The organism is Curtobacterium sp. NPDC090223 (genome assembly GCF_044746585.1).
In the GTDB taxonomy this organism is placed as follows: Bacteria; Actinomycetota; Actinomycetes; order Actinomycetales; family Microbacteriaceae; genus Curtobacterium.
In genome coordinates, this window is sequence record NZ_JBIVCN010000005.1 from 44,292 (window position 1) to 63,092 (window position 18,801).

Annotated in this window: 20 protein-coding genes; 6 read left to right on the top strand and 14 right to left on the bottom strand. The window is 72.4% G+C overall.

The genetic code is table 11. The features are described 5' to 3' along the window. Positions 1-32 precede the first annotated feature (32 nt). Complete coding sequence (locus tag ACIPJY_RS12825; protein ID WP_400461937.1) at positions 33-836, top strand: LysR family transcriptional regulator substrate-binding protein; 804 nt, start codon at positions 33-35, stop codon at positions 834-836. After that, entirely contained in the window at positions 833-1,303 is a 471-nt protein-coding gene (locus ACIPJY_RS12830; RefSeq protein ID WP_400461934.1) for a GNAT family N-acetyltransferase, read from the top strand. Before ACIPJY_RS12825 ends, ACIPJY_RS12830 begins: the two co-directional genes overlap by 4 nt. Positions 1,304-1,316: 13 nt before the next feature. Here the strand turns inward: ACIPJY_RS12830 and ACIPJY_RS12835 are convergent, their stop codons facing one another. The 3 genes from ACIPJY_RS12835 to ACIPJY_RS12845 form a co-directional block, all read right to left on the bottom strand. Then, the gene (locus tag ACIPJY_RS12835; RefSeq protein WP_400461931.1) at positions 1,317-2,147 is read right to left on the bottom strand and encodes a DJ-1/PfpI family protein; all 831 of its coding nucleotides are present in this window, start codon (positions 2,145-2,147) and stop codon (positions 1,317-1,319) included. A 10-nt stretch (positions 2,148-2,157) separates the two neighbouring features. Further along, positions 2,158-2,748, bottom strand: coding sequence for a DNA-3-methyladenine glycosylase I (locus ACIPJY_RS12840; RefSeq protein WP_400461928.1), 591 nt, complete (start codon positions 2,746-2,748; stop codon positions 2,158-2,160). 189 nt (positions 2,749-2,937) lie between these two features. Next, positions 2,938-5,076 carry a copper-translocating P-type ATPase gene (locus ACIPJY_RS12845; protein ID WP_400461925.1) on the bottom strand — a complete coding sequence of 713 codons (2,139 nt, stop codon included), beginning with the start codon at positions 5,074-5,076 and terminating at the stop codon, positions 2,938-2,940. A 67-nt stretch (positions 5,077-5,143) separates the two neighbouring features. On the opposite strand from ACIPJY_RS12845, the gene ACIPJY_RS12850 reads away from it, so the two are divergent. After that, positions 5,144-6,235, top strand: a complete 1,092-nt coding sequence (locus tag ACIPJY_RS12850; RefSeq protein WP_400461922.1) for a glycoside hydrolase family 5 protein — start codon at positions 5,144-5,146, stop codon at positions 6,233-6,235. On the opposite strand, the gene ACIPJY_RS12855 is transcribed toward ACIPJY_RS12850, so the two are convergent. The 4 genes from ACIPJY_RS12855 to ACIPJY_RS12870 all read right to left on the bottom strand — a co-directional run bounded on the left by ACIPJY_RS12855 (position 6,219) and on the right by ACIPJY_RS12870 (position 9,829). Then, positions 6,219-7,196 carry a lysostaphin resistance A-like protein gene (locus ACIPJY_RS12855; protein WP_400461919.1) on the bottom strand — a complete coding sequence of 326 codons (978 nt, stop codon included), beginning with the start codon at positions 7,194-7,196 and terminating at the stop codon, positions 6,219-6,221. The two genes, ACIPJY_RS12850 and ACIPJY_RS12855, sit on opposite strands and share 17 nt — an antisense overlap. 70 nt (positions 7,197-7,266) lie before the next feature. Continuing rightward, positions 7,267-7,683, bottom strand: coding sequence for a VOC family protein (locus ACIPJY_RS12860; RefSeq protein ID WP_400461916.1), 417 nt, complete (start codon positions 7,681-7,683; stop codon positions 7,267-7,269). 125 nt (positions 7,684-7,808) lie between these two features. Then, complete coding sequence (locus ACIPJY_RS12865) at positions 7,809-8,138, bottom strand: hypothetical protein (protein WP_400461913.1); 330 nt, start codon at positions 8,136-8,138, stop codon at positions 7,809-7,811. A 20-nt stretch (positions 8,139-8,158) separates the two neighbouring features. Then, positions 8,159-9,829 (bottom strand): sodium:solute symporter family protein, encoded by a 1,671-nt coding sequence (locus ACIPJY_RS12870; protein ID WP_400461910.1) that lies wholly within the window; start codon positions 9,827-9,829, stop codon positions 8,159-8,161. A 189-nt stretch (positions 9,830-10,018) separates the two neighbouring features. On the opposite strand from ACIPJY_RS12870, the gene aroQ reads away from it, so the two are divergent. Both aroQ and ACIPJY_RS12880 read left to right on the top strand, forming a co-directional pair. Further along, positions 10,019-10,462 (top strand): type II 3-dehydroquinate dehydratase, encoded by a 444-nt coding sequence (aroQ, locus tag ACIPJY_RS12875; RefSeq protein WP_400461907.1) that lies wholly within the window; start codon positions 10,019-10,021, stop codon positions 10,460-10,462. 113 nt (positions 10,463-10,575) lie between these two features. Beyond that, the gene (locus ACIPJY_RS12880) at positions 10,576-11,628 is read left to right on the top strand and encodes a Gfo/Idh/MocA family oxidoreductase (RefSeq protein ID WP_400461904.1); all 1,053 of its coding nucleotides are present in this window, start codon (positions 10,576-10,578) and stop codon (positions 11,626-11,628) included. A gap of 44 nt (positions 11,629-11,672) precedes the next feature. Here the strand turns inward: ACIPJY_RS12880 and ACIPJY_RS12885 are convergent, their stop codons facing one another. Beyond that, complete coding sequence (locus tag ACIPJY_RS12885; RefSeq protein ID WP_400461901.1) at positions 11,673-12,269, bottom strand: NAD(P)H-dependent oxidoreductase; 597 nt, start codon at positions 12,267-12,269, stop codon at positions 11,673-11,675. Positions 12,270-12,356: 87 nt separating this feature from the next. Between ACIPJY_RS12885 and ACIPJY_RS12890 the strand changes: the two genes are divergently transcribed. Then, complete coding sequence (locus tag ACIPJY_RS12890) at positions 12,357-12,866, top strand: MSMEG_6728 family protein (protein WP_400461899.1); 510 nt, start codon at positions 12,357-12,359, stop codon at positions 12,864-12,866. Here the strand turns inward: ACIPJY_RS12890 and ACIPJY_RS12895 are convergent. From ACIPJY_RS12895 to nadA, 6 genes are all read right to left on the bottom strand, one after another. Continuing rightward, the gene (locus ACIPJY_RS12895) at positions 12,826-13,116 is read right to left on the bottom strand and encodes a hypothetical protein (RefSeq protein ID WP_400461897.1); all 291 of its coding nucleotides are present in this window, start codon (positions 13,114-13,116) and stop codon (positions 12,826-12,828) included. The two genes, ACIPJY_RS12890 and ACIPJY_RS12895, sit on opposite strands and share 41 nt — an antisense overlap. A gap of 249 nt (positions 13,117-13,365) precedes the next feature. Continuing rightward, entirely contained in the window at positions 13,366-13,620 is a 255-nt protein-coding gene (locus ACIPJY_RS12900; protein WP_400461894.1) for a hypothetical protein, read from the bottom strand. Positions 13,621-13,723: 103 nt separating this feature from the next. Next, complete coding sequence (locus ACIPJY_RS12905) at positions 13,724-14,899, bottom strand: cysteine desulfurase family protein (RefSeq protein ID WP_400461891.1); 1,176 nt, start codon at positions 14,897-14,899, stop codon at positions 13,724-13,726. A gap of 3 nt (positions 14,900-14,902) precedes the next feature. Beyond that, the gene (nadC, locus tag ACIPJY_RS12910) at positions 14,903-15,799 is read right to left on the bottom strand and encodes a carboxylating nicotinate-nucleotide diphosphorylase (protein WP_400461888.1); all 897 of its coding nucleotides are present in this window, start codon (positions 15,797-15,799) and stop codon (positions 14,903-14,905) included. Further along, on the bottom strand, positions 15,796-17,436 hold the full coding sequence (locus ACIPJY_RS12915) for an L-aspartate oxidase (protein ID WP_400461885.1): 1,641 nt from the start codon (positions 17,434-17,436) through the stop codon (positions 15,796-15,798). Before ACIPJY_RS12915 ends, nadC begins: the two co-directional genes overlap by 4 nt. An 87-nt stretch (positions 17,437-17,523) precedes the next feature. Next, positions 17,524-18,792 (bottom strand): quinolinate synthase NadA, encoded by a 1,269-nt coding sequence (nadA, locus tag ACIPJY_RS12920; RefSeq protein ID WP_400461882.1) that lies wholly within the window; start codon positions 18,790-18,792, stop codon positions 17,524-17,526. Positions 18,793-18,801 lie beyond the last annotated feature (9 nt).

Here is an 18,801-nt window from a genome sequence, read left to right on the forward strand (position 1 = left end):
GTGACCAGAGTACGGCCCCTATGCTCGGTTGCATGACCGCGGCACTGACCATCGCCTTCGTGCCCGGGGTGTCCCCGGCCAAGTGGGCCAGGGTGTGGCGCGACCGCTTCCCCTCCGTCGAGCTCCTGCTCCGCCCGATCGGCCAGGACGACGTCGACGACGCCCTGGCCGGCGACGTCGACATGGTCTTCGCGCGGGTCCCCGTCTCCGAGGCGCACAACGCGATCCCGCTCTGGACCGAGACCGCGGTCGTGGCGACCCCGAAGGACTCCGCGCTGGCGGGGTCGTCGGAGCTGACGGCGGCGGACCTGGCGGACGTGCACGTCATCGACGCCGGTCCGGTCCCCGCCGACGTGGACGGCGCGCTCGACCTCGTCGAGGCGAACGTCGGCGTGGTCGTCCTCCCCCAGTCACTGTTCCGGAAGGCCAGCCGCAAGGACCTCGTCGCGCGGCCCCTCGCCGACTCCCCCGGCACCCGCGTCGCGCTGGTCTGGCGGGACGAGGACGCGTCCGCCCGGACGGAGGAGTTCATCGGCGTGGTGCGTGGCAGGACGGCCAACAGTTCACGCCAGACCGGAGGCCCTGGTCGCGATGGCGACGACGGCGCACCGTCGTCGCGTGGTCGGTCCGGGTCCGCCGGGACGTCCGGCTCGAAGGGCGGGGGCGGGGCCGGCGGTGGCTCCGGCGCAGGCGGCGGCGGCGGCAAGGCCAAGGCGAAGTCCCCCGGTGGCGCGAAGTCCGGGTCGGGCAAGGGCTCCAACAGCGGCAAGAGCCCGAAGCCGGGGCGCGGGAAGATGCGGGGCAAGCCGAGCCGCGGTTCGAAGGGCAACCGGTGACCGACACCCGGCTCGTCACGATGCCGGCCGATCGGCTGCCCGGCTGGCTCGACACCACGATGGCCGAGTACGTGGAGTCCCGGATGCTCGCCGGCGAGACCCGCGAGCAGGCCGAGGCCAACAAGCAGCGGTCCCTCGACACGTGGTTCCCGGGCGGGACCCCGCTCGACGGCCACCACGTCTGGGACGTCGTCGACGACGCGGACACCGTCGTCGGGTACCTCTGGATCGGACCGTTCGCACCGGACAGCCCCGACTGGTGGGTGTTCAACGTCGAGATCGACGAGGCCCACCGGCGGCAGGGCCACGCACGCCGGGCGCTCGAAGCCGGACACCGGGTCGCGAAGGACGAGGGCGCGACGAGCATCGGGCTGAACGTCTTCGGGTACAACGCCGGAGCGCAGGAGCTCTACGAGCGGCTCGGGTACGGCGTCACGGCCGTGCAGATGAAGCTGCCGCTGGACTGACGCGCCCGCGCGGTCAGCGGATGATCGCCGCCGCCGCTCGCGCGACCCGCTCGCCGCGGGCGTCCTCGGCCGCGGCACGTGCCTCGGCGACGACCCTGGCGTCCGCGCGCTCGGCGGACCCCGCGTCGAACGGCGGCTGCGGGTCGTACTCGATGTACAGCTGGATCCGCTCCGCTGCCGGTCGCCCGGCGAGCTCCGCCGCGAACCAGAGCGCCATGTCGATGCCGGCACTCACGCCGGCCGCGGTGACGATCGATCCGTCGTCGACGATGCGCTCGTCCACCGGCGTCGCACCGAACGCCTCGAGCATCGGCTTCGACGCCCAGTGGGTCGTCGCGCGCTTCCCCGCGAGGAGTCCGGCCGCACCGAGGACGAACGCCCCCGTGCACACCGACGTCACCCAGGTCGCACGCTCGGCCTCACGCCGGACGAAGTCGATCACCGCCGGGTCGAGCATCGCGTCGAAGGCACCGTCGCCGCCCGGCACGACGAGCACGTCCGCGGGGTCGGCGTCGGCGAAGGTCGCGGTCGGCACGATCGAGAACCCGCAGTCGGTCGGGACCGGGTCGAGCGTCGCGGCGACGTACTGCACGCGGGCCCCGGGAACGCGGCTGAGCACCTGCGCCGGACCGGTCAGGTCCAGCTGCGTGACGTCCGGGAAGAGCAGGAACGCGATCCGGACCTCTGCCGGGTCGTGTTCCGGGACGGTGGCGTCCTCGGCGAGGGCGTCCGGCTCCGGCACCTGGACGTCGATCGGGACCTCGACGTGCTCGGCGTCGACCGGGGTGACCGGGGTGACGCGGGGGTTCGGGGTCGTCCGCGGGTCCGGGTGCTCGTTGGTCATGGGCGCGACGCTACGCCCAGACGCCCGACGTGCCTCGGCGGTGGCTGCCGACCAGGTGGGTGTCGACGATGCCGAGCGCCTCCATCAACGCGTACATCGTCGTCGGGCCGACGAACGCGAACCCGCGCTTCCGGAGCGCCTTCGACAGCGCAACGGACTCGTCGCTCGTCGTCGGGACGTCGGCGTACGTCACCGGCTCCGGGGTGACGGCCGGGCGGAAGGACCACACGAAGTCGGCGAGCCCACCGTCGTCCCGCAGTGCGACGGTCGCGGTGGCGTTGGTGATCGTCGCCAGGATCTTCGCCCGGTTCCGCACGATGCCGGCGTCGGCCATCAGCCGGGCGACGTCGTCCTCCCCGAAGCCGGCGACGGTGTCCGGGTCGAAGTCCGCGAACGCCGCGCGGAACGCCGGACGCTTGGCCAGGATGGTCCGCCAGGAGAGCCCGGACTGGAACGCCTCCAGCGAGAGCCGTTCGAACACGCCCCGCTCGTCCCGCACCGGCATCCCCCACTCGGTGTCGTAGTACTCGCGCAGCATCGGGTCGGTCGATGCCCACACGGGTCGGGCGAGCCCGTCGTCCCCGGTCACCAGTTCACTCACGGTCCCATCCTGCCGTCCCCCACCGACGCGCGAGGTTCCACCCGGCCCACCCGCGTCCCACCCGCGTCCCACCCGGCCCGGTGAGATCGGACTTCGTGTCAGATCGTCCCCGACGGACCGGACACTTAGTGCGATCTCACCGGGGGTCGGGGCCGCCCGGACCCTCGCGCACGAGCCCCGGCGCGCGCGTCAGGCGCGGAAGCGGCGGAGGAGCTGGGCGTTCAGGCTGACGATCACGGTCGACAGGCTCATGAGCACCGCACCGACGGCGGGCGACAGCACGAACCCGACGCCGGCGAGCACCCCGGCGGCCAGGGGCACGGAGAGCACGTTGTAACCGGTCGCCCAGACCAGGTTCTGCACCATCTTCCGGTAGGTCGCCCGCGACAGGTCGATCACGGTGAGCACCCGGCGCGGGTCGTTCGACGCGAGCACGACGCCGGCGCTCTGCACCGCCACGTCGGTCCCGGCACCGATCGCGATGCCGACGTCCGCACGGGCCAGGGCGGGCGCGTCGTTCACACCGTCGCCGACCATCGCGACGACGGCCCCGGACTCCTGCAGCCGCGCGACCTCGCCGTCCTTGTCCTCGGGCAGGACCTCGGCACGGACCTCGTCGATGCCGAGTTCCCGGGCGACGGCGTCGGCGACCTGCTGCGCGTCCCCGGTGACCATGGCCACCCGGATCCCGCGGTCGTGCAGGGCTCGGACGGCCTCCGCCGACTCCGGGCGCACCGCGTCGCGCACTGCGAAGGCGGCCTGCACCGTGCCGTCGACCACCGCGACGATGACCGCTGCCCCGTCCGCACGCCACCCGTCGACCCGCTCGGCGAACGCGGACGGCATGGTCGCACCGCTCTCGCGGAGCATCGCGGGCCCACCGACCTCGACCCGCCGGCCGGCCACGGTCGCACTGACGCCACGACCCGGCACGGACCCGGTGTCGCTGACGTCCGCCGGCACCGTGACGCCGCGGTCCGCCGCGGCGCCGACGATCGCCCGGGCGACCGGGTGCTCGCTGTCCCGCTCGGCGGCCGCCGCGAGTCCGAGGACCCCGTCGTCGCCGATCGCTTCCACGACCTCGGGCGATCCGGTCGTCAGGGTGCCGGTCTTGTCGAACACGACGGTGTCGATGCCGCGCATCCGCTCGAGGGCCAGTCGGTCCTTCACCAGGATGCCGGCCTTCGCGGCACGTTCGGTCGAGATCGCCACGACGAGCGGGATCGCGAGGCCGAGGGCGTGCGGGCAGGCGATGATCAGCACCGTCACCGTGCGGGTGATCGCCTCGGTGGGGCTGCCGAGCAGGAGCCACACGACGAAGGTGATGATCGCCGCACCGGTGGCGAAGTAGAAGAGGAGCGCGGCTGCGCGGTCGGCGAGGACCTGCGTCCTGGAGGAGGACGCCTGCGCCTCGGCCACCATCCGCTGGATCCCGGAGAGCGCGGTGTCGTCGCCGGTCGCGGTGATCCGGACGCGGATCGAGCTGTCGGTCGCCACCGTGCCCGCGACGACGCGGTCGCCCTCGGCACGCTCGACGGCGACCGACTCCCCCGTGATCATCGACTCGTCGACCTGCGCGCGGCCGTCGACGACCGCGCCGTCAGCGGGGACGCGTCCGCCGGGTCGGACCACGACGGTCTGGCCGACCTGGAGGCTCGACACCGGTACCCGGGACACGGCACCGCCGTCGTCGATCACCTCGGCCTCGTCGGGGAGCAGCGCCGCCAGCGCGTCCAGGGCACTCGACGCGACGCCCATGGCCCGCATCTCGATCCAGTGGCCGAGCAGCATGATCACGATGAGGAGCGCGAGCTCCCACCAGAAGTTGAGGTCGAGCCCGAAGAGCCCGAGGCTGGTGATCCACGACGCGACGAACGCCACGACGATCGCCATCCCGATCAGCAGCATCATCCCGGGGTGCTTCGTCCGGGCCTCGGACCAGCCGCCGGTCAGGAAGGGCCAACCGCCGTAGAGGAAGAGCACCGTGCCGAGCACCGGGGAGACCCAGCCCGCCCAGGTGGCATCGGGAAGCGGATAGTGCAGGATGTCCGCGAACATCGTGCTGAACGCGACGACGGGGACCGCCAGGACGAGGCTCCACCAGAACCGGTCGCGGAACATCGCCGCGTGGTCGCCGTGGCCGCCGTGCCCGTGGTGCATGTGGTCGTGGCCGCCGTGATCCGCACCGGCGCCGTGATCGTGCCCGTCGTGGTGGGCGTGGTCGTGGCCCGCGTGTTCGTCGTGGTGCGCGTGTGCGTGCCCCGCGTGTTCATCGTGGGCGTCCTGGACGATCGTGTTCCGGTCCTCGTGGTCGTCGCGCTGGTCCATGTCCTCACCATACCCCCTGGGGGTACCGAGCGGAACCGGGCCGCCACTTCCGGAGCACGCTGACCGGATGAGGCGATCACCCATCGTCCGGCGCGGCATCGCGGCCGGACTCACCGTCATGTCCATCGTCGCGGGGGTCCTGATCCCCTCCGCGACCGCCGCGGCGGCCACCACCCCGGCGACCCCCGTGAAGCCGCTCCGGGTCACGGGGAATGTCATGGTCGACCCGGCCGGGAAGGCCGTGAAGCTCCGCGGCGTGAACCGGTCCGGCACCGAGTACGAGTGCCAGCAGGGCGGCGGCGTGTTCTCCGGCCCGACGGATCAGGCGTCCATCGACCTGCTCCGCTCGTGGAACGTGAACACCGTCCGGATCCCGCTCAACGAGCACTGCTGGCTCGGCATCGACTGGGCCCCGCAGTCGACCGGTGAGCCCTACCGTGCGGCGATCCAGGACTACGTCGACCGTCTGGCGGCGAACGGGATCCGGTCGATCCTCGACCTGCACTTCACCGGGCCGTCGGCGATCTGGGGCGAGCAGCAGAAGGAGATGGCGAACACGACCTACTCGCTGCCGTTCTGGACCTCGGTCGCGAGCCGGTTCGCGGCGAGCCCGGCCGTGCTCTACGAACCGTTCAACGAGCCGCACGACATCTCCGTGTCGTGCTGGCGCAACGGCTGCGCGATGCCGGAGGGGTGGCAGGCCGCCGGCTACCAGCAGCTCGTGGACACCATCCGGGCGACCGGCGCGAAGCAACCGATCATCGTGAACGGACTCGACTGGGGGCACGACATGGCGCCGCTCCTGAGCGCGATGCCGACGGACCCGGCGAAGGCCCTGGTCGCCGGACAGCACCTCTACAACTTCAAGAGCTGCGTCACGGCGTCGTGCTGGTCCGCGCGCTTCGGCCCGGTCGCGGCGAAGATGCCGATGGTCGCGGAGGAGATCGGCGTGAACGACTGCTCGACCACCATGCCGCTGGCGTTCATGCGGTGGATGGACGCCAACGGCGGGGACGGGTACGCGTTCTGGAACTTCGGCACGACGGGCTGCCCCGATGGCGGCCAGTACGGCGGCTCCGCGCTGATCAGCGACTGGAGCGGGACCCCGACGCCGTACGGCGACGCGGTGCGGCGGTACTTCCTCAGTCGGCCGGTGTGACGGTCGGCTGCGCCGGGGCAGCGGCCCGCTCCGGCGGCGGAGCGAGTTCGCCCCGGCGCCGGATCGCACCGGTGAGCACGAGCACGGCGATCACGACCGCGAGGACGATCCACCCCGCCACGCCGAGGGGACTCCGCAGGACGCTCGAGACGTCCACGCCTGAGGCGGCGACCACCGCCCCGACGCCAGCGGCCCCGTTGACCCCGGCGTGCGCGAACACCGCCGGCCACACCGAGCCAGTCCGGAGCCGCAGCCACCCGAGCACGATGCCGAGCAGCACGCACGCGACCACCATGGACACGACACCGAGCCAGTCCGTCCGGCCGAAGTTGTACCCGAGCAGGATGATCGGCGCGTGCCAGAGCCCCCACACGGCACCGGAGCCGACGAGTGCGGGCCACGTGCCGAAGCGCTGGAGCGCGGGGACGAGGAAGCCGCGCCAGCCGATCTCCTCACCGATGGTGACGACGGCGTTGCAGCAGGCGACGAACGGCAGCTGTACGAGCTGCAGCGTGACGAGGACGCCGATCGGCATCGGCAGGCTCCGGAGCCCCTGGGCCTGCAGGACGTCGTGGAACCCGCCGAACCCGACCAGGTCGACGGGGAACCAGCCGGCGACCGCGGCGACGACGAGCGCCACCACGGGCAGGAACAGCCCACCGAGGTAGGCGGCCACCGTGGTCCAGATCGTCCGGCCGACCGGGCGGATCGGCCAGACCCCGAGGAAGCGGAGCACCGGGCGGGGTCGGCGCCGTCCGAGCACCAGGAGCACGAGCGCGGCGGAGACGAGCGGGGTGAACATCATCCCGACGATGAGGAGCGTCGCGAACGGGGTGCCGAGTCCGCGTCCGGAGAGCCAGAGCGGCAGCGCGACCGCCCACGCCCCCGCGAGCGCGACGAGCACGAACGCCAGGATCGCCCCCGTCGGCACGGGCTGCGTCGGCACGGGTTGCGTTGGCACGGGTTGCGTTGGTACGGACGGCTGCGGTTCCCCCTGGTGGTTCATGCCGAAATGCTACCGGCCACCACCGTCACGCGGCCGGCGGGCCGTCCTGTGCCGCCTGCGGGTCCATCCACACGTGCTCCCACCGGTGCCCGTCCGGGTCCACGTAGCTCCGCTGGTACATGAAGCCGAGGTCCATCTCCGGCCGGTCCTCGGTGCCGCCGGCCGCCAGCGCTGCGTCCACGATGCGGTGGACGTCCTGCTTCGAGTCCGCGGTGAGGGAGTTGATCACCTCGATCGTCGACCCGTCCGAGACCGGCTTGTCGGTGAACTGCGCGAACTTCTCGTGCGTCAGGACCATGACGTAGACCGTGTCGCTGATCACGACGCACGCGGCGGTCTCGTCGCTGAACTGCGGGTTGATCGAGTACCCGAGCGCCTCGTAGAACGCCGTCGAACGCTCGAGGTCGGCGACGGGGAGGTTGATGAAGACCATGGTCGGCATGAGTGGTCCTTTCGTCGTGACCAACCTGGCGCGACCACCCGCGGAACGCAACCGTTCCGTGGCGGAACCGACCCGGGCCTCCCGTCCGCCGCCGGTGGGGACGACGGACGGGAGACGGGCTGCACTCAGGCCAGGTCGCGGCCCTCGCCCGCCGCCTTCTGGTGCTCCTCCGCCTCGGCCTGGCCGATGATGTCCTCCGCCGGGACGGGCGCGAGCCGGTCCCAGAGGAAGAAGAGGAGCCCGCCGGCGAGCATCGAGAGCCCGACCCAGAGGTTGATGTGGATGCCGCCGGTCTTCACCGGGTCGGAGTCCCAGTTGACGATGCCGACGATCGTGGTGATGACGCCGTAGAGCACGAACAGGCCGCCGAGGATGCGGCGCAGGTCGAGTCGGCGGGTGGACCGGACGAGGGCGGCCTTCTGCTCGTCCGTCATGGAGCTGGTGGTGTCACTCATGATGTGTGGTGTCCTTCGGATCAGAGGAACGGCAGGTAGAGGACGACGCAGAGCACGAGGGCGATCGTGCCGAGGAGCGCCGGCGAGCGGTACCAGGCGGTGTCGGTCGCCACGGAGTCACCGTGCAGGTCGATCTTGCCGATGCCGTAGACCAGCCCGGAGAGGTCCTTCTCGGCCTTCGGCTTCGTGAACATCGACACGACGAACCCGACGACGAGCACCGTCACGAACGAGATGATCGCGCCGTAGAGGGTCTCGGCGGTGCCGGTCGCGAACAGCTTCGGGTTCACCAGGTAGGCGATCCACGTGATGGTCGGCGTGACGATGCCCAGGATGTAGCCCCAGAGCGCGCCCTGCGTGGTCATCCGCTTCCAGAGCAGACCCAGGATGAACACGGCGAACAGCGGCGCGTTGAAGAACGAGAACAGCGTCTGCATGTACGTCATGATGTTCTGCGCCTGCGCGGCGATGAACGCGGTCGCGATGCCGACGACGACGCCGACGACGGTGACCCAGCGGCCGGTCTGCAGGTAGTGCGCGTCCGGCATGTTCGGCTTCACGTAGCGCTGCCAGATGTCGTACGTGAACACCGTGTTGAACGACGACACGTTCGCGGCCATGCCGGCCATGAAGCTCGCGAGGAGCCCGGTCACCGCGACGCCCAGGACGCCGGTCGGCAGGTACATCTGGATGAGCTTCGGGATCGCGTCGTTGTAGGTCAGCGTGCCGTCGGCGAACTGGTTGCCCACGACGGCGGCCGCGATGAGGCCGGGGATGACGACGATCGCCGGGATGAAGAGCTTCGGGATCGCTGCGATGAGCGGGGTGCGACGGGCCGCGGACATGTTCTTCGCGGAGAAGGCGCGCTGCACCTCGGTGAAGTTGGTCGTCCAGTAGCCGAAGCCGAGCACGAAGCCGAGACCGAGCACGATGGCGAGCCAGTTCGCACCGATCGGGTTCGTGACGTCGCCGAACCCGGTGCCGGCCCACGCCTGCAGGTGCTGCACGCCCTGCGTCTCGACGATCGCGGACTTCAGGCCGCTCCAGCCGCCGACACGGTGCAGACCGACGATCGTCAGCGGGACGAGCCCGGCGATGATCACGAAGAACTGCATGACCTCGTTGTAGATCGCGCTGGAGAGCCCGCCGAGGGTGATGTAGACGAGCACGAAGCCCGCGGAGACGATGATCGCGATCCACTCGGGCCAGCCGAGCATCGCCTCGATGACGATCGCCATCGCGTAGAGGTTGATGCCGGCGATGAGCACGTTCGACACCGCGAACGCGATCGAGTTCACCAGGTGCGGGGCCTTGCCGAAGCGGCGGAGCATGAACTCCGGCACCGACCGCACCTTCGAGCCGTAGTAGAAGGGCATCATCACGAGCCCGAGGAACACCATCGCCGGCACGGCGCCGACGAGGTAGTAGTGCAGGGTCGCCATGCCGATCTGGGCACCGTTGGCGGCCATGCCGAGGATCTCGGTCGCGCCGAGGTTGGCGGACACGAAGGCGAGCCCCGTGATCCACGCGGGCATGGACCGGCCCGAGAGGAAGAAGTCCATGCTCGTCCGGACCTGCTTCCGGGCGGTGAACCCGATCCCGATGACCACCGCGAAGTACACGATGATCATCAGGTAGTCGACCCAGCCCAGGTTGAGCTGGATCCCGTTGTTCGCTGCAGCGAGAACCATTTGTTGACTCCACGTCGATGTGCTGTGGACCCGCGTCTGCGCAGATCCAACGGGGGACGTTACCCGAGTAGTACCGCTTTGTAACTTTTGCTCCGATCCGCGCAGTGGCCTATTGTGACCGTTCACATAGCCATGGCATGTGTCATGCGAACCGGGGGACGCCAGAAAGCGCGCCGGTAGGCTCTGGACATGACCGAGCAGCCGCGCATCCTCGTCCTCAACGGCCCGAACCTCGACATCCTCGGCCGGCGCGACCCGGAGCAGTACGGCACCGTGACGCTCGCCGAGATCGAGGCCGTCGTGCACACCGAGGCGGCCGTGCACGGACTCGACGCGGACTTCCGGCAGACCAACCGCGAGGGCGAGCTCGTCGAGTGGCTGCACGAGGCACTCGACGACTTCGTCGGCGTCGTGATCAACCCCGCGGCGTACGCACACACCTCGGTCGCGCTGCACGACGCCGTCGAGGCACTGTCCGTCCCGGTCGTCGAGGTGCACCTCTCCAACACGTGGAAGCGCGAGCCGTTCCGGCACACCGACCACGTCGCCACGGCGGCGACCGCGGTCATCGCCGGCGCGGGCGCCGACGGCTACCGCCTGGCGGTGGCGCACGTGGCGGCCCTGCAGGACTGACGCACGGCGTCTCGCGCTCGTCTCGCGCTGGCAGCGGTGCGGCAGGGCGGACGGGAGGCCCGGCGCGGTTCCGACACGAGCCCCCGGCCCGGTGGTGGGCTACGTTCGTATGTATGGACAAAGTACGCATCGGTCTCGTCGGCTACGGCATCGGTGGACGCGCGTTCCACCGGCCGTTCGTCCAGGACGCCTCCGGCGTCGACCTGGTCGGCGTCGTCGCCCGCTCCGCGGACAAGCGCGCGCAGCTCGCCACCGACCTGCCGGACGTGCCGGTGTACGACTCGCTCACGGCCCTGATCAGGGCCGGGGTCGACGCCGTCGTGATCACCACGCCCCCGTCGACCCGACGGGACCTCGTGCTCGAGGCCGTCGCGGCCGGGGTCGCCGTCGTCGCGGACAAGCCGTTCGCGCCCGACCCCGCCACCGCCCGCGAGGTCAGGACGGCCGCGCTGGACGCCGGTGTCCCGGTCGCACCGTTCCACAACCGCCGGTGGGACACCGACCTCGTGACGCTCCGGGGCCTCCTGGACGGCGGCGCGCTCGGCGAGGTGCTGCGGTTCGAGTCGCGCTTCGACCTGGTCGAGCGGGACGGCATCGCGACCGGCGTCGGTGGCGGCGTGCTCTCCGACATCGGGTCGCACCTGGTCGACCAGGCCGTGTCGCTCTTCGGGCCGATCGCGTCGGTGTGGGCGTCGCTCGACATGCGCGACGCCCGTGCGCTCGGCCGCGACCAGGACGGTGCGATCGACGCGGGCTTCACGCTCGAGGCGACGCACCGCTCGGGTGTGGTGTCGCGGCTGACGTCGAACAAGGCGGGGTACCTCGCCGCACGCCGGCTCCGGGTGGACGGGGTCGACGGGACGTACGAGGCGACGAGCACCGACGTGCAGGCGCAGGCGGCCGTCGCCGGGCGCTCCCCCGCGGACGATCGCGCGGGCTGGGGCATCGAGCCGGCCGGCGGCGCGCTGACCACCGGGTCCGGCACCGTCGAGGTCCCCTCGGCGCAGAGTTCGTACACCGACTACTACGAGCGGTTCGCCCGGGCCGTCCGGGGTTCCGGTCCGGTGCCGGTCACGGTCGACGACGCCGTGCACGTGGTCGACGTGCTCGACGCGGCACGGCGAGCCGCGACCTCCGGCCAGGTGGTCGCGGTCCCCGCTGACTGACCCCGCGGACCGACCCCGCGGACCGATCCCTCGGGCGCTCGCCCCTAGAAGTCGGCGGGGCGGGGGACGTCGGCGGCCGCGGCCGTGACGAACCCGCCGCGGATGATCGGCAGCGCCCGCCGGACGGCCTGGTCGATGCGGAGCTCCAGGTCGACGTTCGTGATGTCGTAGCCGCCCTCGCGCTTGGTGAAGTCGCGCTCGTTGCCGAAGACCCCGATGGGCAGCGTCGTGGACTGGAAGAAGCCGAAGAGCGGCCGCATCTGGTGCTCGACGAGCAGCGCGTGCCGGTCGCTGCCGCCCGTGGCCGTCAGCAGCACGGGGGTGTCGACGAGGTCGTACTGCCCGATCCAGTCGAAGAAGAGCTTGAACGCCCCGGAGTAGGCGGCCCGGAACGCAGGGCTCCCCACGACGAGCACGTCGGCGGCCTCGACGGCCTCGAGCGCGGCGACCGTGGTCGGCGACATGGCCGAGCGGTCCGACGCCGCGCCGAGGTCGGCCACCAGCGGTCCGATCTCCACGGTCAGGGTCCGCGCGTCCTCGATCTCCTCACCGAGTCGTGCGACGGTCGCGGCCACCAGGGTCGAGGTGCGCGACGGGTCCGATGGGCTGCCGCTGACGCCGACGACGAGTTCTCCGCTCATGCGTTCGATGCTCACACGCCCCCGGGAGACCCCGCTCGGTTGTGACGACATGTGTCGCCCCAGGCGTGCCCGCGTACCGTTCGCCGCATGCAGACGTTCCTGCCGTACGCCGACTTCCGCGCCTCCGCCGAGTCCCTCGACGACCGCCGGCTCGGGAAGCAGCGCGTCGAGACCCTGCAGGTCATGCGCGCGCTGATCCTGCCGGACTACGGGTGGCAGCACCACCCGGTCGTGGCGATGTGGCGCGGGTACCGACCGGCGTTGATGGCCTACCAGGACGCCACCTGCGGGGTGTGGCTCGAGCGCGGACACGTCGACACGTGCCTGGCGAAGACCCTCGCCGACCTCGGGCGCTCCCCGGAGGACATGGCGGCGTACGAGCGCGGCGACTACCCGGTGCCGGCGTGGAACACCGACGAGGCCGTGCACCGGTCGCACCGGTCGAAGCTCGTGCAGAAGGACCGGGAGCACTACCTGCCGCTGTTCCCGGACGTGCCGGACGACCTGGACTACGTGTGGCCGGTGCCGAGCGCCGGGACGGCCAAGGGCTCCGGCGTCAGGCGATCGGGGTCCACCGCGCCCCGTCGCGCCGGGTGACCCGGTCCGAGCGGACCTCGACCGTCCCCGCGAGCCCCGCGACGGCGTGCCGGGCGACGGCCACGGCGAGCTCGTCCTCCGCGGCCTCGTAGCGGACGACCGCGCACGGCACACCGCGGAGCAGCCGGACGTCCTGCGCCTCGACGACCGCGAGCTCGGCGACGAGCCGGGCCGCCGCGGGCAGGACGGCGTCGGGGGCGGTCCCGGGAGCGAGTGCGCCGATGGCGAGCGTGACGCGGTAGGAGGGCACGTCCACACGGTACCGGCAGGCGCACCACGCGCGGCTCGGCGAAGGTGCACCCGGACCCGCCGTGGGTTCGAGGGGGAACGGGACGTCGTTCAGGGAGACGACGCCCTTGACCCACGGCGGGTCACGGGGTGCAGCAGACCTCGACGACAGGGATCGTCGCGGCCCGCTCCGGACGCTGGTTCAGGGGTGCGTCCGGTTCATCGCGCCGACCGGCTCCCGCAGGGGAACGGAGCCGGGCGGCGCGGGTCCTCAGAGGTGTTCGGTGTCCTCTCGGTACCGTTCCGACTCGTTCGGAGCCGGCATGGACCGTCGTGCAGCGGCCGGGCAGATCATCGGGAGCAGGGCACTCCCGATGGTCGCGAGCGCGCCGACCACGGCGATCACACCGAGGGGCGCCGAGCCGACGTCGTGTCCGGCTGCCACGGCGAGCGCGAGGACGGTCGCGGGTGCCGGCAGGAGCTGGACCGCCCGGAAGCGGTCCTCCCGGGGGACTCGAGTCGTCATCGCGTTTGCCATGTGAACACTCTGACGCAGAACGGTTGTCCGCAAAAGGGGGGACACGTACCCAGAGATGGAGTAGAACGTCTAGTACACCCCTGGTCGCGGCTCAGGCGAGCGCGCGGACGGTCGCGACGGCGTCCACCACGGCACCCACGACGAGCGGGACGTCCGCCATCGGCAGCGTCGCGTCGAACGTGAGCCGGACGGCGCTCCTGGCGACCTCGTCGGACAGGCCGAGCGCCGTGAGCACGTGGGAGGCCTCGGTGCTGCCGGCGGCGCAGGCGCTCCCCGAGGACGAGACGACGTCGCGCTGCTCGAGCTCCAGCAGCACGGTCTCCCCGTTCACCGCGGGGACGCGTGGAGCACCGGCGACACCGGGGACCGCGGGGAAGCAGAACGACGCGTGCCCCGGCAGCCGGTGGTCCGCGGAACCGCTGAGCACCGCGCCCGGAACGCCCGCGAGCACCCCGGCGACGATCGCGTCCCGCGTCGCGGTCGCCACCGCTGCCGACTCCTGCCGGGACACCGCCGACAGCGCCAGTGCGGTCGACACCGCGACCGCTCCCGCGACGTCCTCCGTCCCCGACCGCCGCCCGCGCTCCTGTCCCCCGCCGTGCACGAGCGGCTCCATCGGCACGCCCGACCGGATCGCCAGGACGCCGGTGCCCTTCGGCGCGCCGAGCTTGTGCCCGGAGAACGTCAGGGCGTCGACGCCGAGCAGGTCCAGGCCGATCGGCAGCCACGGAGCGGACTGCACCGCGTCGGTGTGGAACCGGGCACCGACCCCGTGCGCGACGGCCGCCAGCGCCGGGACGTCCTGGACGGTGCCGATCTCGTTGTCGGCGTGCGCGATGGACACCAGGGTGGTGTCCGGCCGGAGCGCGTCGCTGAGCACCGCCGGGTCGACACGGCCGTCCGGGGACACCGGCAGGACGGTCACGTCGAACCCGTGGAAGCGCTCCAGGTATGCGCAGCTCGCCAGCACCGCCTCGTGCTCGATCGCACTCGTGACGACGTGGCGCCCCCGCGGTGCGGCGAGCGCGATGCCCTTCACCGCGGTGTTCGCCCCCTCGGTGCCGCCCGCGGTGAAGACGACCTCCGCCGGACGGGAGCCGAGCACCGACGCGACCTGCTCGCGTGCAGCCGACAGCCCGCGGGCCGCCTGGTCGCCGATCCCGTGCGTCGACGAGGGGTTCCCGAACCCACCGGTCAGCCACGGCCACATGGCCTCGAGCACCTCGCGGCGGACGGGCGTGGTGGCGGCACGGTCCAGGTAGAACACGGGTCAGACCGACGGCGCGGACGACGACGGGACCGCGACGTCGATGTCGAGCCCCAGGTCGAGCGCACCTGCCGAGTGCGTCAACGCGCCGACCGAGATGACGTCGACCCCGGTGGCGGCGATCGCGGCGACCGTCTCCAGCGAGACCCCGCCCGACGCCTCGACGAGCGCGCGCCCGCCGACGATCGCCACGCCCTCGGTCAGCATCGCCGGCGTGAAGTTGTCGAGCATGATCGTGTCGACCCCGGCGGCCACGACCGGCTCGATCTGGTCGATGCGGTCCACCTCGACCTCGAGGTGCACCGTGTGCCCGAGTCGCTGCCGCGCACCGAGGATCGCCGTGCCGATGCCGATCCCGCTGGCGAGCAGCACCGCCAGGTGGTTGTCCTTCGCCAGGACGGCGTCGGACAGCGACGTCCGGTGGTTCTGACCGCCGCCGCAGCGCACCGCGTAGCGCTCGAGCGCGCGGAGCCCCGGCGTGGTCTTCCGGGTGTCGACGATGCGCGCCCCGGTCCCGGCGACGGCGGCGACGTAGCGGGAGGTCGCGGTCGCGATCCCGGACATCCGCTGCACGAGGTTGAGCGCCACCCGCTCGGCACGCAGCACCGCCCGGGCCGGGCCGGTCACCGTGGCGAGCACGTCGCCGGGCGCGAACGCGGTGCCGTCGGCGACGTGCGCCACCACGTCGATCGCGGGGTCGACGGCGTGCATCACGGCGACGACGACCGCGCCACCGCTGAGGACGCCGGGCTCGCGGGCGCCGAGCGTCGCGGTCGCCGTGGCGTCGGCCGGGATGAGGGTCTCGCTCGTGACGTCGCCCCAGGGGGCGTCCTCCTCGAGTGCGGTCTCGACGACGCGGCGGAGTGCGTGCGGGGGGATGGAGCCGGGGTCGATGGTCATGCGAGTGCTTCCTCGGGGAGGGGGACGGGCGCGGTCGCCGGCGCGGCGACCCACGCGGACGACGCGGGGGCGTCCGGGTCGGTGTCGGGGTGGTCGGTGCGGGCATGGGCGCCGCGGGACTCGGTGCGCGCCTCCGCGGCGCGGGCGACGAGCCGTCCGAGGTCGAGGAGCGCGCGGTCCTCGTGTGCGCGCACGGTCGCGGGTGCCCCGACCGCCAGCGTGTCGAGTTCGCGCCGTGCGGCCGCCAGTCCGTCCGCGTCGCGCAGCAGACCGACGTGGTCGGTCATGACCCGCTGGACCGTCTGCCGGACGTCGGCGGTCCTGGCGGGGTGGGTCGGGCCTCCCGTCCGGTGGTCCGTACCGATCGCCGGACGGGAGGCCCGGGGCGACCCCGCCACGGTCGGCACCGTGGTGACGGGGAGCGTCGCGTCGCCGCGGAGACGGAGCAGGCCGGGTCGCGGTGCGCCGAGCGCGTCCGCTGCGCGGACCGCGAAGACCAGTCCCTCGAGGAGGGAGTTGGAGGCGAGTCGGTTGGCGCCGTGGACGCCGGTGCAGGCGGCCTCGCCGACGGCGGACAGGCCAGGGATGCTCGTGCGTCCCTCGGCGTCGGTGGCGACGCCGCCCATGAAGTAGTGGGCTGCCGGGGCGACGGGGACGCCGTCGCGGGTCCAGTCGAACCCGGCGGCCCGCGTGGCACGGGTGAGGCCGGGGAACCGTGCGGCGAGGAAGCCGGCGGGGAGTGCGGTCGCGTCGAGGAGGACCTCGCCGGTGTCGCGGAGCGCGGCGGCGATGCCGCGGGCGACGACGTCCCGCGGGGCGAGTTCGGCGTCCGGGTGCACGGCGGTCATGAAGCGGCGACCGCGGGCGTCGCGGAGGACGGCGCCCTCGCCGCGGACCGCCTCGGAGACGAGGCCCCCGCCGGGGACGGCCAGGCGCGTCGGGTGGAACTGGATGAACTCGACGTCGGCGAGGACGGCTCCGGCGCGCCACGCCGCCGCGGCGCCGTCCCCCGTCGCGACGAGCGGGTTCGTCGTCTCGCGGTAGAGGTGGCCGGCTCCCCCTGACGCCAGGACGACGGCGTCTGCGGCGATCCGCCGCGGTTCGCCGAGCAGGTCCAGGACGTCGATCCCCACGACCGCACCGTCGCGGAGCACCAGCTCGGTGAGGCACGTGCGCTCCAGGATGGTCACGTGCTGCCGGTGCAGGGCGGCGATGAGCGTCTGCTCGATGGCCGCCCCGGTGGCGTCACCGGCCGCGTGCACCACCCGCCAGCGCCCGTGCGCGGCCTCGCGTCCGCGGGCGAGGTCGTCGCCGTACCGGTCGAGGCTCGCCGGGTCGTCCGTGCGGTCGAACGGCACGCCGAGCGCCAGGAGGTCCCGGACCCGCGCCGGGCCGTCGGTGCAGAGCACCTCGACCGCGCGCGCGTCGGCGCTGCCGGCGGCCGCCGTGTGCGTGTCGGCCTGGTGCAGGGAGGCGGTGTCGTCGGCTCCGAGCGCGACGGCGATGCCGCCCTGGGCGTGGCTCGTCGCCGCGTCGGCCAGCGCGCCCTTGGTCACGAGGGTGACGTCGTGGCGGGCGCTCGCGCGGATCGCGGCGGTGAGTCCGGCGATGCCGGAGCCGACGATGACGACGTGCATGGTGGGGCCTGTCTGCTCGGGGTTGCGCGGGGCGTCCTGCTCGGGGGGCGCCCGGGTCAGCGGGGCGTCGTGCTCGGGTCGCCCGGGTCAGCGGGGCTTCGCCGCGAGCATCCGCTCGAGCGCGACCTTGGCGTCGGACTTGACGTCGTCGGGGACGACGATCTCGTTGAGGACCTCGCCGTCGACGAGTGCCTCGAGCACCCACGCGAGGTAGCCGGGGTGGATCCGGTACATCGTCGAGCACGGGCAGACGACCGGGTCCAGGCAGAAGATCGTGTGCTGCGGGTACTCGGCGGCCAGCCGGTTGACCATGTTGATCTCGGTGCCGATCGCGAACGTGGTCGGCTCGGTCGCCGCGGCCACGGTCTTGCGGATCAGGTCCGTGCTGCCGGCGGCGTCCGCGGCGTCGACGACGGCCATCGGGCACTCCGGGTGGACGATCACCTGGACGCCGGGGTGGTCGCGCCGGGCCTGCTCGATCTGGTCCACCGTGAAGCGGCGGTGCACCGAGCAGAAGCCGTGCCACAGGACGACCTTCGCGGCCAGGAGCTCGGCCGCGGTGTTGCCGCCGCCGGGGAGCCGCGGGTTCCACATCGGCATCAGGTCGGTGCTGATGCCCATCGCCTTCGCGGTGTTCCGGCCGAGGTGCTGGTCCGGGAAGAAGAGGACGCGCTGCCCGCGCTCGAACGCCCACTCGAGGACGGTCGCGGCGTTCGAGCTGGTGCAGACGATGCCGCCGTGCCGTCCGCAGAACGCCTTGAGGTCGGCGGCGGAGTTCATGTACGTGACCGGGATGACCGGGACGCGGCCGTCGGCGTCGGGCTCGGTGCCGTACACCGCCTCGAGCTCCGCCCAGGCCGCCTCGACGCTGTCGATGTCCGCCATGTCCGCCATCGAGCAGCCGGCCGCCAGGTTCGGGAGGATGACGCGCTGGTCGTCGCGGGCGAGGACGTCGGCCGTCTCCGCCATGAAGTGCACGCCGCAGAACACGATCGCCTCGGCGTCGGGCTTCGTCAGGGCGGCGTTGGCGAGCTGGAACGAGTCGCCGAGGAAGTCGGCGTGCCGGACCACCTCGTCGCGCTGGTAGAAGTGCCCGAGCACCACGACCCGGTCCCCCAGGGTCGCCTTCGCCCGCTCGATGCGCTCGTGCAGTTCCTCGACCGGGGCGGTCTTGTACTCGTCCGGGATGACGCCCTGGCGCGGGGCGCTCGTCGGGATGACGTCGGACATCGACGAGCCGGGGCCGTAGCCGGGGCGGGCGTCGAAGTCCCACGTCGGCATCGCGAGGTCCGGCGTGCAGGTGCTGCCGTGGGCCTTGCCGTTGGAGATGAGTTCGATGGTGGTTGCGATGGACACCGGGCGTTC